Origin of the sequence: Ilumatobacter sp. (assembly GCF_039969435.1) — a bacterium.
In the GTDB taxonomy this organism is placed as follows: Bacteria; Actinomycetota; Acidimicrobiia; order Acidimicrobiales; family Ilumatobacteraceae; genus Ilumatobacter_A.
The window spans coordinates 394,149-408,421 of the sequence record NZ_JBDVNU010000036.1; the positions used below are offsets into that span (position 1 = coordinate 394,149).

The 14,273-nt window shown below is 66.9% G+C and carries 13 protein-coding genes; 11 read left to right on the forward strand and 2 right to left on the reverse strand.

What is annotated here, in order from left to right:
- Positions 1–31: 31 nt before the first annotated feature.
- Genes ABJK40_RS19070 through ABJK40_RS19085 form a run of 4 tightly spaced genes read left to right on the forward strand, consistent with a single transcriptional unit; the run spans position 32 to position 3,047 of the window.
- On the forward strand, positions 32–709 hold the full coding sequence (locus ABJK40_RS19070; RefSeq protein WP_348480957.1) for a histidine phosphatase family protein: 678 nt from the start codon (positions 32–34) through the stop codon (positions 707–709).
- Positions 710–726: 17 nt separating this feature from the next.
- Positions 727–1,818, forward strand: a complete 1,092-nt coding sequence (locus tag ABJK40_RS19075; protein WP_348480956.1) for a methyltransferase domain-containing protein — start codon at positions 727–729, stop codon at positions 1,816–1,818.
- A gap of 9 nt (positions 1,819–1,827) precedes the next feature.
- Positions 1,828–2,268, forward strand: coding sequence for a pyridoxamine 5'-phosphate oxidase family protein (locus tag ABJK40_RS19080; RefSeq protein ID WP_348480955.1), 441 nt, complete (start codon positions 1,828–1,830; stop codon positions 2,266–2,268).
- On the forward strand, positions 2,256–3,047 hold the full coding sequence (locus ABJK40_RS19085) for an SDR family NAD(P)-dependent oxidoreductase (protein WP_348480954.1): 792 nt from the start codon (positions 2,256–2,258) through the stop codon (positions 3,045–3,047). The genes ABJK40_RS19080 and ABJK40_RS19085 overlap by 13 nt, the downstream gene beginning before the upstream one ends.
- A 12-nt stretch (positions 3,048–3,059) precedes the next feature.
- Here the strand turns inward: ABJK40_RS19085 and ABJK40_RS19090 are convergent, their stop codons facing one another.
- A complete protein-coding gene (locus tag ABJK40_RS19090; RefSeq protein WP_348480953.1) occupies positions 3,060–4,205 on the reverse strand; it encodes a hypothetical protein in 1,146 nt (381 codons plus the stop codon).
- A 31-nt stretch (positions 4,206–4,236) separates the two neighbouring features.
- On the opposite strand from ABJK40_RS19090, the gene ABJK40_RS19095 reads away from it, so the two are divergent.
- The 5 genes from ABJK40_RS19095 (at position 4,237) to ABJK40_RS19115 (ending at position 9,437) form a co-directional block, all read left to right on the forward strand.
- Entirely contained in the window at positions 4,237–5,151 is a 915-nt protein-coding gene (locus ABJK40_RS19095) for a COX15/CtaA family protein (protein ID WP_348480952.1), read from the forward strand.
- Positions 5,152–5,179: 28 nt separating this feature from the next.
- Entirely contained in the window at positions 5,180–6,601 is a 1,422-nt protein-coding gene (locus tag ABJK40_RS19100) for a branched-chain amino acid ABC transporter permease (protein WP_348480951.1), read from the forward strand.
- A 10-nt stretch (positions 6,602–6,611) separates the two neighbouring features.
- Positions 6,612–7,679, forward strand: a complete 1,068-nt coding sequence (locus tag ABJK40_RS19105) for a branched-chain amino acid ABC transporter permease (RefSeq protein WP_348480950.1) — start codon at positions 6,612–6,614, stop codon at positions 7,677–7,679.
- Between the two features lie 118 nt (positions 7,680–7,797).
- Positions 7,798–8,682 carry an ABC transporter ATP-binding protein gene (locus tag ABJK40_RS19110; RefSeq protein ID WP_348480993.1) on the forward strand — a complete coding sequence of 295 codons (885 nt, stop codon included), beginning with the start codon at positions 7,798–7,800 and terminating at the stop codon, positions 8,680–8,682.
- Complete coding sequence (locus ABJK40_RS19115; protein ID WP_348480949.1) at positions 8,682–9,437, forward strand: ABC transporter ATP-binding protein; 756 nt, start codon at positions 8,682–8,684, stop codon at positions 9,435–9,437. Before ABJK40_RS19110 ends, ABJK40_RS19115 begins: the two co-directional genes overlap by 1 nt.
- 1,330 nt (positions 9,438–10,767) lie before the next feature.
- Here ABJK40_RS19115 and ABJK40_RS19120 read toward each other — a convergent pair.
- The gene (locus ABJK40_RS19120) at positions 10,768–12,216 is read right to left on the reverse strand and encodes an ABC transporter substrate-binding protein (RefSeq protein ID WP_348510375.1); all 1,449 of its coding nucleotides are present in this window, start codon (positions 12,214–12,216) and stop codon (positions 10,768–10,770) included.
- Positions 12,217–12,345: 129 nt separating this feature from the next.
- Between ABJK40_RS19120 and xylB the strand changes: the two genes are divergently transcribed.
- Both xylB and ABJK40_RS19130 read left to right on the forward strand, forming a co-directional pair.
- Complete coding sequence (xylB, locus tag ABJK40_RS19125) at positions 12,346–13,728, forward strand: xylulokinase (RefSeq protein ID WP_348478143.1); 1,383 nt, start codon at positions 12,346–12,348, stop codon at positions 13,726–13,728.
- A complete protein-coding gene (locus ABJK40_RS19130; protein WP_348478144.1) occupies positions 13,725–14,273 on the forward strand; it encodes a J domain-containing protein in 549 nt (182 codons plus the stop codon). Before xylB ends, ABJK40_RS19130 begins: the two co-directional genes overlap by 4 nt.

Here is a 14,273-nt window from a genome sequence, read left to right on the forward strand (position 1 = left end):
CACGTTACGGTCCGCTCGGTAACTTGGAACGGTGGAGATCGTGTTCGTCCGTCATGGTCAACCGGAGTGGGTCCGTGACGGGCTCAACGTGGGGAATCCTCCGCTCACCGAACTCGGTGTCGCCCAGGCGGAGAGGATGGGGGCGGCGCTCGGTCGGGAGTCGTTCGACGAGGTGTTCTGCTCTCCCCTCGTGCGTGCCCGCCAGACCGCCGCACCGTTGTTCGCCGCGTTGAACCGTGACGAGACGATCGCACCGTGGTTGGAGGAGATCGGCGATCCGGCATGGCACGGTACGCCGCAGGAGAAGGCGCAGGCCGCGTACGCGGAGCTCACGGCCCGACCCGTCGACGACCGCTGGCACGGTCTCGAAGGTGGCGAGTCGATCCGCGAGTTCACCGCCCGGATCCGCGCGGGTGGCACCGAGTTCTGGGCCGAGCGCGGTGTCGAGCGCACCGACGCCGACCTCCCGATCTGGAAGATCGCCGAGCCCGGCAAGCGAATCGCGCTGGTCGCCCACATCGGCACGAACTCGGTGGCGATCGGCCACCTCCTCGGGCTCCAACCCACGCCGTTCGAGTGGGACCGCTTCGTGCTCGGCCATGCGTCGATCAGTCGTCTCGAAGCGATCCCGGTGCACGACGGCTACCACTTCAGCCTGACCAAGTTGAGCGACGTCGAACACCTCGGACCCGATCAGCGCACCCGCTGACGCGTACGTTCTCGCGGATGAGCGACGTGCGCGAGATCGATCCCGACAAGCTGAAGATGTACAACTTCGACGTGTTCACCCACCTCAGCGGAGCGGTGACCGCCGGCATGATCCACCTCGGCGACAAACTCGGACTGTTCACCGCTCTGGCCGGGGCCGGCGAGGCGATCACCACCCGGCAACTCGCGGACTCGGTCGGCCTCGACGAGCGATGGGTACGCGAGTGGGCACACAACCAGGCGGCGGCGCGGATCATCGAGGTCGACACGTCGGTCTCGCCCGAACTGTTCTCGCTGTCGCCCGAGGCCGTCGCGGTGCTGGCCTCGCCCGATCACGTGGCGTACGGAATGGGGATGTTCCACCGCTTCCCGCAGACCATCGGTGCGCTCGAACACATGCCCGAGAGCTTCCGCACCGGGCTGGGGCACGACTACGACAGCCACGGATGTGAGGGTGCCGTCGGCATCGAGAAGAGCTTCGAGCCGTGGATGCGCCACCACCTGCTCGACACGGTGCTGCCGGCGCTCGATGGTGTCGTGGAGCGCCTCGAGTCGGGCGCCACCGTGATCGACATCGGTTGCGGTGCAGGTGGTGCCGTGCTGATGATGGCCGAGCGGTTCCCGAACTCGACCTTCGTCGGCTACGACATCTCCGAACGAGCCCTCGAACGCGCCGCCGAGCGACTCGCCGAGAGCGGTGTCGGCAACGCCCGCTTCGTCGATCCACGCGCCGAGGCCATGCCCGCCGACGGCTTGTGCGACCTCGTCACCACGTTCGACTGCATCCACGACATGACCAGGCCGCAGGAGATGATGCACTCGATCCGCTCCGCACTCGCCGACGACGGCACGTGGCTGCTCGTGGACATCAAGGGACGAGACACGTTCGCACAGAACGTCGAGAAGAACCCGATGGCCGCCCTGATGTACGGCATCAGCGTGTTGTCGTGCATGAGCTCGGCACTGTCCGAACCCGACGGCGCCGGACTGGGCACGCTCGGCCTGCCGGCATCGAAGGCACGGGAGATGTCCGCCGCCGCCGGATTCGGGCGGTTCCGTCAGATGGACGTGGATCATTCCGTCAACAGCTTCTACGAAGTGCGCGTCTAGCTTTCTGCGATGAGCAACGACTGCACCCTCGACGACGTCAAGGCGTTCGCCACCGACCTGAGCCCATGGGCGCACCTCGCCACCGTCGGTGCCGACGGTGAGCCCGACGTGGTCCCCGTCCACCCGTGCTGGGAGGGCACCACGTTGTGGAGCATGGTCGGCGCCACCTCGGTCAAGGCCCGCAACGTCGCCCACAACGCCAAGGTCGCACTGCACTGGCAGGTCACCGAGAACGGCGACGGCGTCGAGGTGTGGGGGACCGGCGAACTGTTCGCCGACATCGAGACCAAGAAGCGTCTGTGGGACGGTGTGTTCGACTACGACCTGAACGCCTTCGCCCCCGGCGGGCCGGAGAACTCGCCCGACACGGCGTTCCTCGCCGTCACGCCCACCCGAGCGTTGATCCTGAAGCAGTACGGCGTGGGCGGCATGCAGCGATGGAGCGCTTGAGCACGCTGAGCCGGTCGATCGTCGGGCACGTTGCGATCATCACCGGAGCGGCGAGCGGCATGGGCCGGGCGACGGCCCGTCTGTTCGCCGACGAGGGCGCCCGGGTCGTCGTGGCCGACCTGGGTGTCGGTCGGGTGGAGGCCGTGGCCGACGAGATCCGTGCGGCACACGGACCCGACGCCGCGTTGACCGCAGTGACCGACGTGTCCGACCCGCTCCAACTCGAGCGACTCGTCGCGGTGACCGTCGAGTGGGCCGGTCGGCTCGACGTCGTGGTCAACAACGCCGGTGTCTCGGTGCTCAACTCGCCGTTCATGGACGAAGCCGACTTCGAGTCGAGCTGGTCCCACACGCTCGACGTCAACCTGACCGCTCACGCTCGCCTGGTGCGACTCGCCCTGGCGCACCTGCTCGAGTCGCCGGCCGGGCGCATCGTCAACATCGCGTCGACCGAGGCGCTCGTCAGCACTGCCGGCCTCGGCGCCTACGCCGCCACCAAGGCGGGTGTGATCGGCCTCACCCAATCACTTGCGGTCGAGCTGGGTCGCCACGGCATCACCGTGAACGCCATCTGTCCCGGCCCGATCGACACGGCGATGACCGCCGGGATCGACGACGAGTCCAAGGCCACCTACGCACGCCGGCGGGTCCCGCTCCGTCGTTACGGCCTGCCCGAAGAGGTCGCCCACATGACGCTCAACCTGTGCCTGCCGTCGTCGAGCTTCGTCAACGGCACCCACATCCCCGTCGACGGCGGCATGAGCATCCGACACACCTGAATCAGGCGGGCCTCACCCTCGGGCAACGTAGCCGTCGAAGATACCGGTGAGGCCGGTGGGATCGTGGCGGCCGACGGCGAACGCCTCGAGCACGCCGAGTCCCTCGTGGACGCCGACGGCTCCGGACGTGGTGGCCTTCACGAGCGTCTGGACGTGGACGTGTTGAGGGGCGGTCATGTCGTCGACCGGAAGGTCCCAACGGTCGCCGCCGACCTCGAGTTCACCCTTCCACACGCCGTGGCCCCATTCGGGGTGGGTGTAGCCGATCCCGAGCATGTGGAAATCGAAGAGCGGCTCCAGCGTGATCGTCGACGGCTCCCCACCGAACGGGATCATCTCGATCTCACACGACGCAGGTGCACGAGTTCCCGGGCGCCACTCGATCGTGTAGTCGACGGCGCGCATCGCCTCGGCGGGTTCGGGTACCTGACTGCCGGTCGCCACGAGCGACACGAACCCGGAGTCGTGCCAGCGACGGCCGTCGAAGTACTCGTTGACGTCGAAGTGCGTCGAGAACGACTCGAAGTTGAGCGGCGCCCACAGCCAGTAGAACTGCGGGTCGGCGACAGGAGCACCCACCGGGCCGCGCTCGCCCACGGTGCGGATTCCCCACGATCGATCCCGCGACCCGAAGGTCTCACCCGGTGCGAGGTCCGTCAACTCGCCGTCGATCTCGATCCAACCCTCCCAGCCACCGAACTGGGTCATGCGCGTCGAGTCCATCACCGTGCGCTGGCCGACCTGGTGGAAGAAGTGCGGCTCCTCGATCGGCGCCGACCGGCGGACGAAGGTCAGTTCGCAACGGATCCCGTGCTCGGGAGCCTCCACCGTGATCTGCAGTGCGTTCAACGGCTCGAGCACCTCGACCTGGATCGGCCCGACCGTGTTGGCCTCGGAGCGGTCCGTGGGCGCTCGACGCGATGCGTGGACGTTGATCTGGCGGGCGTCAGCGGTCCCACCGTCCACCACGACGCTGAACGCCGCATCGGCCACGTGACGGTTCGGGTAGAGACCCATCGCGGCCGCGAAGTACAGACGCGTGTCGCGCGTGTAGCCGTTGAAGAAGTAGCGGTCGTAGTGGTTGAGATCGCTCGACCCGGTCCGGGCAACGGGGTGTGACGTCTGATGGATGGGAAAGTCGTCGAACGAACTCAGCACCCGACGGACCGTAGTCCTACGCTGGCGGTCGATGACGTTCAAGCGGTACCGCCAGCTGGCCATCGTGACCACCGTCGGGATCTGTGTGCTCGTCGTGGCGGGCGGAGTCGTCCGTCTCACGGGCAGCGGGCTGGGCTGCGACGACTGGCCGAACTGCAACGACGAGCGGTTCATCGACGTCTCGACCGGTCACGCGGCCATCGAGCAGTTCAACCGTCTGCTCAGCGGCCTGATCGGGCTGCCGACCCTGCTTTTGGCGATCGTCTCGTTCCGCGCCGCACCCAGGGGGAGTGGCCTGCGCTGGCCCGCCCTCGGCGTGCTCGCGACCGTGCTCGCGAACGGAGTGGTCGGCGGCATCGCGGTGCGCGGCGACCTCCACCCGGCTCTGGTGCAGTCGCACTTCCTGCTCGCGATGCTCTCGATCGCCTTCGGTCTGATCGCCATCCGCGCATCGACCGGGTTCGCCCTCGACTGGTCGCGGTGGACCGTGTCGGACCATCGCGGCCGTCTCGTCAGCGCACTGGTCGCGGCCACCGCAGCGGCCCTCGTCACGGGCACGGTCGTCACCGGCGCCGGTCCGCACGCAGGAGAGGAGGACGTTCGCCGCTTCGGTTTCGACATCGGCACGGTCGCCCGCGTCCACAGCGTCACCGTGATCGTCGCGGTCCTGACCGGCGTGGCCCTCGCCTGGCTCGCCGCCCGGCAGCGAGACCACGGGTTCCAGAACCTGCTGTCGACCTGGCTGTTCGTCGCGCTGGTCCAGGGTGCGATCGGATACACGCAGTACTTCACCGGAGTGCCCGAGTTGCTGGTGGGCGCACACATCGCCGGTGCCACGTTGCTGTGGGTGTCGACCGTGTGGTTGGGAACCTCGGAACTGGTCGCCACGCACGCCGACGCCGAGCCGATGCGTAACACGATGGACACACCGCGTTTGGTGGTGTGACACACGTCGTGGTCTAGAGTCTGCGCCCGTGACTGCTTCGGACATGAAATCGGTCGCCGGTCGTTCGCTGCCGCGAGTGCTCCTGGCGGCCTTGATCGCCGTGCTGAGCATCGGTTGGTCGGGTGGCGCGGCGTCAGCCCAGGAGGACGGCGACGGCGGTGAGGGCGGCGACGCGACGGAGTCGATCAGCGGCACGCTGCAGACCCGTGACGAGGAGGGGGAGCGAGTCTTCGTCGAAGGAGTCACGTTCATCGTGTTCGACGCCGACGGCAACGAGGTCGGCAGCGCCGTCTCCGATGCCGAGGGGGTCTGGTCGGTCCCACTTCCGTCGGCGGGTGTCTATTCGGTGCAACTCGACGAGGCGACGCTCGGCGAAGGCCTCTCACTGCGCAACCCGGACAACAACCCCCTGACCGCGGTCGAGGTGCAACCGAACACCAACAAGGCGACCCTCTTCCCGCTGGGTGAGAGAGCAGCGAGTTCGAGCAGTACGTGGAAGATCGCTCAGCTGTTGGTCGACGGCATCAAGCTCGGGCTGATCATCGCGATGTGTGCGATCGGGTTGTCGCTCATCTTCGGCACCACGGGGTTGACCAACTTCGCCCACGGCGAGTCGGTCACCTTCGGAGCGATGATCGCCTTCATGTTCCACATGGTCTACGGCGCCGCCGCCGACTTCGAGTTCTTCGGGCTCTTCAAGCTGTGGAGCGACGGACAACTGCTGGGCATCCCGGGCACCAACTCCTTGATCTTCGCGGGCATCGTCGCCGTGATCCTGTCCGGTCTGTCGGGTTGGCTGTTCAACGAGTACGTCTGGAAGCGCCTCCGCAACCGCGGCGCCAGCCTGATCTCGGCGCTCGTGGTCTCGATCGGTCTCTCGATCTTCTTCCGGTACGTCTTCCTGTTCCAGTTCCAGGGCCGCAGCCGCTTCTACCGTGACTACCAGATCCAGAGTCAGGTCAGCTTCAAGTACTTCGCGATCGCACCCAAGGACATCTTCATCATCTTCTTCTCCATCGCCGTCCTGATCGGGGTGGGACTCGCGCTCCAGAAGACCCGAGCGGGCAAGGCGATGCGAGCGGTCGCCGACAACCGCGACCTCGCCGAGTCGTCCGGGATCGACGTCGAGTCGGTCATCAAATGGGTGTGGATCTCCGGCTCTGCGCTCGCCGGACTCGGCGGCGTCCTGTTCGGCATGACCGACAGCATCAACTGGGAGATGGGTTTCCGGCTCCTGCTGCTGATGTTCGCCGGCGTGACACTGGGTGGCCTCGGAACGGCGTACGGAGCCCTCCTCGGCAGCCTGATCGTCGGCATCTTCATCCAGGTGATCACATGGCCGGCGTGGTTCCCTCCGGACATGAAGAACGTCGGAGCACTGGCAGCACTCGTGCTCATCCTCTTGATCAGACCTCAGGGCCTCCTCGGCCGCCGCGAGCGGATCGGATAAGGAACACACCATGGACTTCGGAGCACTTCTCGACATCAGCTGGGGCAGCGTCCTCGACAACACGCTGCGCGGCCTGATCGGCGAACAGTTCATCTACTTCGCTCTGGCGGCGATCGGGCTCAACCTGCACTTCGGGTACACCGGTCTGTTGAACTTCGGCCAAGCGGCGTTCATGGCCGCCGGTGCGTACGGCCTCGCCATCATCACCCAGACGGTGTCCCCGTTGATCAACGACGACGAGGGGTTCTTCCAGCTGGGCATCACCGACGGGTGGATGTTCGTCATCGGCCTGTTCTTCGGTGTGATCGTCTTCCCCGTCGTGCTCGCCCTGCTCATGGGCATCCCGACTCTCCGTCTGCGTGCCGACTACCTCGCGATCGTCACGATCGCGGTCGCCGAGATGATCCGGATCTTCCTTCGATCGCCCCGCTGGGACTGGCTCACCGGTTCCTCCGATGGTCTCGGTGGCTTCTCGGGCACCTTCTACGATCTGAGCCCCTTCGACCCCAGCGGTCGCTACCTCTTCGGGCTGTTCATCGGCAACCAGATGTTCCTGGTGATCGTCGGGTGGATCATCCTGTCGATCGCCGTGCTGCTGTGCTGGCTGATCATCCGGAGCCCATGGGGTCGGGTGCTCAAGGCCATCCGTGAGGACGAGGACGCCGTGCGGGCACTCGGGAAGAACGCATACTCCTACAAGATGCAGGCGCTCGTCCTCGGCGGCATCTTCGGGGCACTCGGCGGCATGATCCGAGCGATCGGCTTCTCACTCGCCCAACCCGACAACTTCATCACCGACGTCACCTTCTTCGTCTGGGTCGCCTTGATCCTGGGCGGCGCCGGGAAGGTGTTCGCCCCCGTGATCGGCGCATCGATCCTCTACGGCGTGCTCAACTTCACCGATGTCTTCCTCCGTCAGTCGGTGAGCAATGGCGTGGTGAGCGAGGACATCCTGTCCGGCACGCAGGTCGGCCAGGTCCGGTTCATGATGATCGGACTCGGACTCGCACTGCTCGCAGCGTTCCGTCCGCAGGGGATCTTCGGCAACAAGGAAGAGATGGCTCTCGATGACCGATGACCGACAGGACTCCCGCACCGACGAAGACGGGCGCGACGTCCAGACTCCACTGATCCCGGACGCGGGTCCCCCGTCTGCCGAGATGTCGGACACGCCGCCCGATGCCGAGTCCGAGGCGATGTTCGCCGAGATCGTCGCCGTCGAGGGAGTCGATCCGCAGGCGGCTCGCGCCGCGCTCGCCGACGTTCCCTGGGAGCCCGGTGCGCCCAAGCCCGACCCGATCCTCGTTGCGGACAACGTGGTCCGGCGGTTCGGCGGCCTCACCGCCGTCGACGTCGCCCACGTCGAGATCCAACGCGGGGTGATCACCGCTCTGATCGGCCCGAACGGTGCCGGCAAGACCACCCTGTTCAACCTGCTGACCAACTTCGACACGCCCGACTCGGGTACCCGGGTGTTCAACGGCCAGTCGATCGACAAGGTTCCGGCGCACAGGATCGCCAACTACGGCATGGTCCGCACCTTCCAGTTGACCAAGGCACTGTCGAAGATGACGGTCATCGAGAACATGAAGCTCGGTGCCTCGGGTCAGAGGGGCGAATCGCTGTGGCGATCGATCTTCCCGTTCATGTGGGCCGGCCAGGAGAAGGACATCGAGCGTCGCGCCGACGAACTCCTCGTGCACTTCAAGATGGATCACATGCGTGACGAATTCGCGGGAACACTGTCGGGCGGCCAACGCAAACTCCTGGAGATGGCTCGATCGTTGATGGTGGAGCCCGAGATGGTCATGCTCGACGAGCCGATGGCCGGAGTCAACCCGGCACTCACCCAGTCGCTGCTCGGCCATGTCACGGGCCTGCGTGACCAGGGGATGACGGTGCTCTTCGTCGAACACGACATGGACATGGTGCAGGAGATCAGCGACTGGGTCATCGTGATGGCCGAGGGCAAGATCATCGCCGAGGGTCCGCCCGCTTCGATCGGCCAGAACACGGCCGTGGTGGACGCCTACCTCGGCTCCAGCCACGACTCCGCCCTCGACCTCGACCGGGAGATGTGATGTCCGTCGACACCGACACCGCCACCGAACCACTGCTGATCGCCGACGGCCTCACGGCGGGCTACATCCCCGGTGTGAACATCCTCAACAACTGCAGCCTCACGCTGGCCGATGGCGAACTGGTGGCCATCATCGGCCCCAACGGTGCCGGCAAGTCGACTCTCGTCAAGTCCATGTTCGGGCTGGTCAACATCAACGACGGGCACGTGCGTCTCCGTGGCGAGGACATCACGAACATGAAGGCGCACTCGCTGGTGAGTCGCGGTATCGGGTACGTGCCTCAGAACAACAACGTCTTCCCGGCGCTCACGATCATCGAGAACCTGCAGATGGGATGCTTCCTCGACCCGAAGAAGTTCAAGGAGCGGTACGCGGTGGTGGGCGACATGTTCCCGCGCCTCGTCGAGCGCGCCGAACAGCGTGCGGGAGCTCTGTCGGGGGGCGAGCGCCAGATGCTCGCCATGGGTCGTGCACTCATGATGGATCCGTCGGTGCTGCTGCTCGACGAACCGTCGGCGGGTCTGTCGCCGGCGCTGCAGGACGAGGTGTTCATCCGCTGCTACAAGATCAACAAGGCCGGCGTCTCGATCGTGATGGTCGAGCAGAACGCCAGTCGCTGTCTGCAGATCTGCGACCGCGGCTACGTGCTCGACCAGGGCGCGAACGCCTACACCGGCACCGGCGCGGAGTTGCTCAGGGACCCCAAGGTCATCGAGCTGTACCTCGGAACCCTGGTCAAGGACCACCAGGAGTAGTCGACGGCACCGACGCCGCCTCAGGCAGCAACGCGACGATCGGTGGCGTGACGGTCGCGCCGGTGAGCTGTCGACAGCGCCGGCAGGTCGTGGTGTGACCCGGTCGATCGTCGACGAGGAATCGAACGTGCCCGAATCTCTCGGGCGTGTCGATGGAGATCCGTGCGAATGCGCCACAGGCCGTGACCCCGCGGGCGGTCGAGTCCCGCCGTCCGCTCAGCACGTCGCGGTACTCTCGCACGGCGTGCACCCGGTCTCGCGTGGTGGCCCGTGTCGGCCTCGGATCCGTGACCGACTCCATCGAACGCGTCCGGCGGCTGAGGCAACGCCGGCGATATGCCTTCTGGCGGCACGAGTTGGTGCAGTAGACGCGAGGGCGACCCGAGCGATGTCGGCGGGGCACCGACACCTCGCACACCGGGCAGGACCAGTTCGCCACGATGTCGTCTCGCGATCTGTGGGGTGACACGGCGGTGTCGACGTGCCGCTCGGCCTGCAGCGAGACCCTGTTGACCTCGACGCTCTCGGGATGCGGCGGGGGAGGCGGGACGTAGGTGAGGTATCGACGGGCGATCATCGCCTCATTGTGCGCACCGGGGTACCTCACAGTTTCCAGATCGCGCGCCCCGGGTTGCATGCGGCTGCTGCTCCGCCCACTTGGTGCCAGTCTCCGGGACGGTTGGAGACGCGTCCCGAATCGTCTCGACGGGGACCGACAGAGGATGTTGCGAATCGTCTCACCGGAGACCGGCAGGGGAACGTTGCGAATCGTCTCAACGGAGACCGGCAGGGCACGTTGCGAATCGTCTCACCCGGCGAAGGCCGGGAGACCGTGCGAATCCTTGTCGGGTCGACCGGTGCCGGCGCGATCGGTTGTGGTGCGGTGGCATCGCGCGGCGGGCACGGACGCAGGGGTCTCACAGAGATCGACCCTGGCCTCCACGAACCCCGCTCCGGCGAGACGATTCGCAACGCCTGACGGGCCCTGGAGGAGTGAGACGATTCGGAACGTCCGACGGCCCTGCAGGAACGAGACCCTACGGCATGCTCGGACTCCCTCGCGGCTGTGAGACGATTTCGGAACGCCCAGGGAGCCCACCCGCCGGATGCGAGACGATTCGGAACGCCCGAAGCCCCCTGCAGGGGGCGAGACGATTCGGAACGCTCGCGTGTCCCACCGGCAGCGAGACGATTCGGAACGCTTCTCGATCGGGGCGGGAAGGTTCGAGCGGTGAAGGAGACCGGCCTGCGGACGCGAACGAGCCCGGGACATTCGCCCCGGGCTCGTTCGGTTCTTCAGTACTTCAGTTGTCCGAAGTTGATCCGAAGATCAGACCTCGACGGAACCCTGGACCGAACCGACGGTCTGGAGCACGCCTTCGGCGTCGAACTCGAGGGTGAGGATGGAGGCCTGGGTGGGCTCGCCTTCGTCACGGAACTCGAGCGGACCGGACACGCCGTCGTAGTCGATGTCGGTGGCCGGGTCGGCCTCCAGCAGCGCTGCACAGTCGGCGAACGTGGTGCACTTCTCGCCACCACGGGTCACGTCGTTGATCTCTGCGCCCATGGTGACACCGTCGTCGGAACCGGCCGCGATGGCTGCCAGCGACATGACGACGATGGCGTCGTAGGACTCGGCGGCGTAGGAGAAGTCGACGAGTTCCGGGTCGACGGACAGCAGACCGTCACGGAAGTCGGCCAGCTCACCTGCGACGTCGACACCCGGGAGGGTGCCGCGCATGCCGGCGAGGACGCTCGGGTCGTCGAAACCTTCGGCGAGGGCGTTGCCCATGTTGCCGTCGGTGCCGTAGATCGCCTTCGCATCCGGCCCGATGCCGGCTTCGATGAGACCCTGCAGGATCAAGCCCGTCTCGTCGAAACCGATGATCACGATGGCATCGGAGTCGGCCTCGACCGCAACGGCGACGACGTCGTCGAAGTTCTCGGCCTGCGGGTCGTAGATGTTCTCTGCGTCCACGACGCCACCCTGGGCCTCGAACGGGCCGGAGGTGAACTCGAGGAGACCGGTGCCGTAGGCATCGTTCAGCACGAGGAACGTCGCCGAAGCGTTGCCGTCGGCGATCATGATGTCAGCGAGAGCTGCACCCTGCACGACGTCGGACGGTGCTGTACGGAAGTACAGGTCGTTGTCGGCGTAGTCGGTGAACGCCGGCGACGTGTTCGCGGGCGAGAAGTGGACCTTGCCGGCCTGCGTGATCTTGTCGATCACGGTCAGCGACACGCCGGAGCTGGCGGCGCCGATGAAGGCGTCGACGTCCTGTGCGAGCAAGCGGTCGACCGTCGCGTTGGCGACGTCGCCGTTGTCGCCGGAGTCGCCGGGCAGGTACGTGACGTCCTGACCGAGCACGCCGCCGGCCTCGTTGATGTCCTGGACAGCCAGGTTCACGCCGGCGATCTCGGGCGGTCCGAGGAAGGCGAGGTTGCCGGTCTCGGGCAGCAGGCCGCCGATCACGAGCTGACCCGTGGTGTCGCCAGCCGGGACTTCTTCACCGTCGGTGGTCGGAGCTTCTTCGCCTTCGGTGGTCGGAGCTTCTTCGCCTTCGGTGGTCGGAGCCTCGACCTCGGTGCCCTCGGTGGCCTCGGTGGTCGGAGCTTCTTCGCCTTCGGTGGTCGGAGCCTCGGCCTCGGTGCCTTCGGTGGCCTCGGTGGTGACCGTGTCGTCCTCGACGGGCGTTTCGTCGTCACTGCCGCAAGCTGCGGCGACGAGCGAAAGTCCGACGAGGAGAGCGCTGACGCGCTTCACGTGTGCTTTCTGCATGTTGGTTTTCTCCCCCTGGTGTGAAGTGGACGGGATTGTCCACACGTTTCAGGTGCCGAAAGTGTATGCACAGTCAGGACGAAAGGCCAAGCATCCTCACGAAAGCGCGCCAGCGGTAACATTGCCGAAATGGCCTTCGTCGCAGGTGTCGATTCGAGCACCCAGGCCACGAAGGTGGAGATCCGCGACCTCGAATCCGGCGAGATCGTCGCCTCGGGTCGCAGTGACCACCCGAGCGTGACGCCCCCGCTCAGCGAGCAGGACCCAGCGACGTGGTGGGCGGCATTCGAAGCCGCATGGCGCCAGGCAGGCGACCCGGACGTGGTCGCGATCAGCGTCGCCGGCCAACAGCACGGCATGGTCGCCCTCGACGCAGCCGACCGCTCGGTCCATCCGGCGAAGCTGTGGAACGACATGGAATCGGCGGCCGACGCCGACTGGCTCGTTGAACGACTCGGTGGAGCATCGGCGTGGGCCGATGCCGTGGGCAGCGTGCCGGTCGCCGCGCTGACCATCACGAAGCTCTCCTGGCTCCATCGGACCCGACCCGACGCATGGGCCGGGGTTGCCCGCATCCTGCTCCCGCACGACGAACTCACCAGACGGCTGACCGGTCGACACACCACCGACCGAGGCGACGCATCCGGAACGGGATACTGGTCGCCGTCGAGTGGCGAGTACCGGTGGGACCTGCTCGAGCTCGTCGACGCCGAACGTGACTGGCACGACGTGGTGCCGACCGTCCTCGGCCCGATGGACGTCGCCGGTGAGTGGAAGGGAGCGATCGTCGCACCGGGGACGGGCGACAACATGGCGGCCGCACTCGGTGTCGGGCTGCAGACGGGTGATGCGGTGATGTCGATCGGCACGTCCGGAACCGTCTACGCCGTGTCGACATCGCCGACCGCGGACCCGAGTGGGGCGGTGGCCGGGTTCGCGGATGCGACCGGTCGATTCCTGCCGCTCGTGTGCACCTCGAACGCGGCGAAGGTGACCGACGCCGTGCGCCGCCTGCTCGGGGTCGACCACGCCGAGTTCGACGACCTCGCGCTGACCGCCGCGCACGGTGGACCGACGCTCCTGCCCTACTTCGACGGGGAGCGCACCCCGAACCGACCCGATGCCCGCGGCGTGATCGGCGGGCTGCGCACCGACGTCAGCCGTGAACAGTTCGCTCGAGCGGCCGTCGACGGCGTGGCGTGCGGTCTGCTCGACGGACTCGACGCACTGGGGCGCCACGCGACGATCGACGGACGACTCGTGCTGGTCGGCGGCGGAGCGAGGTCGAGAGCGATGCAGCAGGTGGTGGCGGGCCTCACACCGATGACGGTGATCCTGAACGGAACCGACGAAGCCGTCGCCACCGGTGCGGCGGTCCAGGCGGCGGCGGTGTTCGAACAGGTCGACCACACCGTGATCCAGCAGCGGTGGGCCCTCGGCGCCGGTGAACCGGTCGACGGCGTCGACGGCGGCGACGTCCGGGAGCGCTACGCCGCGCTGCGCGACTCGTGACCGACCCGTTCCGCACGCTCGGCCTCCTGGCCGGAGCGACGGCTGCAGACGTCCGCGACGCTCGACGCGCTCTCGCGAAGTCGCTGCACCCGGACGCAGGTGGGGACGCGGTCGCGATGCAGGAGGTGAACGCAGCAGCCGCCGAGGCGCTGAAGGTCATCGCGAACCCGCCGGAGAGCGGATCTCCGCAACCGTCACCTCCCGACGGGCCCGTCGCCGACACGCCCACGACCGACTGGGTGGGCGCCACCCGCGACATCCCGTCGTTCACGATCGAGGCGCTCCCCGTGGTGGCGTTCGAGGCGCTCCTCGTCGCCGCTGCCGAGCTCGGCCAGTTGGAGGACGAGGACCCGCCCTACGAGCTGCGCACGATGATGGACGATCCGACTCCGTGCTGGTGCCAGCTCGACGTCGTTCCCGACGCGGGTGCGTCGACGGTGAGTGTGACGATCGCCGCGATCGAAGGTCGGACCCTCCCGCCGTTGATCGAGGTGCGCAACGCCTGGATCGTCGCCCTCAACGGACTCGACTGGTCGACGCTGTAG

Excerpts from the sequence above, each read along its gene's own strand:
- ABJK40_RS19075 (WP_348480956.1), top strand. The coding sequence starts at position 727 with ATGAGCGACGTGCGCGAGATCGATCCCGACAAGCTGAAGATGTACAAC.
- ABJK40_RS19080 (WP_348480955.1), top strand. The coding sequence starts at position 1,828 with ATGAGCAACGACTGCACCCTCGACGACGTCAAGGCGTTCGCCACCGAC.
- ABJK40_RS19085 (WP_348480954.1), top strand. The coding sequence starts at position 2,256 with ATGGAGCGCTTGAGCACGCTGAGCCGGTCGATCGTCGGGCACGTTGCG.
- ABJK40_RS19095 (WP_348480952.1), top strand. The coding sequence starts at position 4,237 with ATGACGTTCAAGCGGTACCGCCAGCTGGCCATCGTGACCACCGTCGGG.
- ABJK40_RS19105 (WP_348480950.1), top strand. The coding sequence starts at position 6,612 with ATGGACTTCGGAGCACTTCTCGACATCAGCTGGGGCAGCGTCCTCGAC.
- ABJK40_RS19110 (WP_348480993.1), top strand. The coding sequence starts at position 7,798 with ATGTTCGCCGAGATCGTCGCCGTCGAGGGAGTCGATCCGCAGGCGGCT.
- ABJK40_RS19115 (WP_348480949.1), top strand. The coding sequence starts at position 8,682 with ATGTCCGTCGACACCGACACCGCCACCGAACCACTGCTGATCGCCGAC.
- ABJK40_RS19120 (WP_348510375.1), bottom strand. The coding sequence starts at position 12,216 with ATGCAGAAAGCACACGTGAAGCGCGTCAGCGCTCTCCTCGTCGGACTT.
- xylB (WP_348478143.1), top strand. The coding sequence starts at position 12,346 with ATGGCCTTCGTCGCAGGTGTCGATTCGAGCACCCAGGCCACGAAGGTG.